Origin of the sequence: Mycobacterium sp. E136, assembly GCF_001666865.1 — a bacterium.
Taxonomy (GTDB): domain Bacteria; phylum Actinomycetota; class Actinomycetes; order Mycobacteriales; family Mycobacteriaceae; genus Mycobacterium.
This window is the reverse complement of record NZ_LZJE01000165.1, coordinates 1-1,510: the sequence shown is the minus strand read 5'-3', so window position 1 is coordinate 1,510 and position 1,510 is coordinate 1. Positions and strand designations below refer to the sequence as shown.

At 64.8% G+C, this 1,510-nt stretch carries 1 protein-coding gene; it reads left to right on the top strand.

Features of this window, described 5'->3' with window-relative positions:
- The first annotated feature begins 266 nt into the window (after positions 1–266).
- A complete protein-coding gene (locus A5698_RS10850) occupies positions 267–1,481 on the top strand; it encodes an IS110 family RNA-guided transposase (RefSeq protein WP_068296308.1) in 1,215 nt (404 codons plus the stop codon).
- Positions 1,482–1,510: the final 29 nt, after the last annotated feature.

Sequence of the window (1,510 nt, the reverse complement as noted above, 5' to 3'; positions counted from 1 at the left end):
CGCCTAATGGGAGGCGAACAGCGTGTCCTTGACGGGGATCTTGGTTCTCGAGCGGGACGCTGATCACTGAGCCGCCAACCGGTGAGCACTGTTGCCGCCTGGAATGAGTGTCGATTCCTAGAGCTAGATCGTGCCCCGGCTGGTTGGTGAGGTCATCTGTAGCGCTCATGGGATGTCGTGCCGATCGAGCACTGATCCATTAGGTCGCCGCTGGGTGTCCTTCGGCTCGAACAGGTTTCGTCCGCAGCTATGAAGGAGGCCAACCGATGCTGTTCGTCGGAGACGACTGGGCAGAAGACCATCACGACGTTTATCTGATGAATGAGGCCGGTGACAAGCTCGTGTCGCGTCGGCTAGCCGAAGGACTGGCCGGGATCGCACGGCTACACGAGCTGATCGCCGAGCACGCCCAGGACCCGGCCCAAGTCGTGATCGGCATCGAAACCGATCGCGGGCTGTGGGTGGACGCTCTGACCGCGGCCGGATACCAGATTTTCGCCATCAACCCGCTGGCCGCGGCCCGCTACCGCGACCGTCACCACGTCTCGGGCGCCAAGTCCGATCCCTCCGATGCCAAGCTTCTGGCCGATCTGGTGCGCACCGACCGGCACAACCACCGCCCGGTGGCCGGCGACAGCGAGCGGGCTGAGGCAATCAAGGTGCTTGCCCGGGCCCATCAGAATCTGATCTGGGCGCGCACCCGCCACACCAACGCCCTGCGCAGCACGTTGCGGGAGTACTACCCCGCGGCCTTGGAGGCCTTCGAGGATCTGGCCGACCGCGACGCGCTGGCTATCCTCGGCCGCGCCCCAACGCCCTGCGACGCGCAACGGTTGAGCCTGTCGAAGATCCGCTCGGCACTCAAAGCCGCTGGGCGGCAACGCAGTCTTGACACCCGAGCACTAGAAATCCAAGCGATGCTACGCAGCGAACATCTCGCCGCGCCCGCGGCGGTCACCGCCGCGTTCGGGGCAACCACCCGCGCAGGCGTTGGCATCGTCGCCGAACTCAACAAACAAATCAGCGATCTAGAAGCTGAACTCGCGACGCATTTTGAAACACACCCGGACGCCGACATCTACCGCTCCCTGCCAGGACTTGGTGTCATCCTCGGCGCCCGGGTGCTCGGTGAATTCGGGGATGCCCCGAACCGCTACACCGATGCCAAGTGTCGCAAGAACTACGCCGGAACCTCCCCATTGACCATCGCGTCGGGCCGAAAACGCGCCGTGCTGGCCCGCCACATCCGCAACCGGCGCCTCTACGACGCCATCGACGCCTGGGCCTTCTGCGCCATCACACGCAGCCCCGGAGCCCGCCTGTACTACGACCAGCACCGCGCTGCCGGAAACCTCCACCACCAAGCACTACGCGCCCTAGGCAACCGCCTCGTCGGCATCTTGCACGGCTGCCTACGCCACCACACCACCTACGACGAAGACACAGCCTGGACACACCGACAACCCGCCGCAGCGGCTTGACAACTTACGCACCTGGGATGTCTAGCCGG

Excerpts from the sequence above, each read along its gene's own strand:
- A5698_RS10850 (WP_068296308.1), top strand. The coding sequence starts at position 267 with ATGCTGTTCGTCGGAGACGACTGGGCAGAAGACCATCACGACGTTTAT.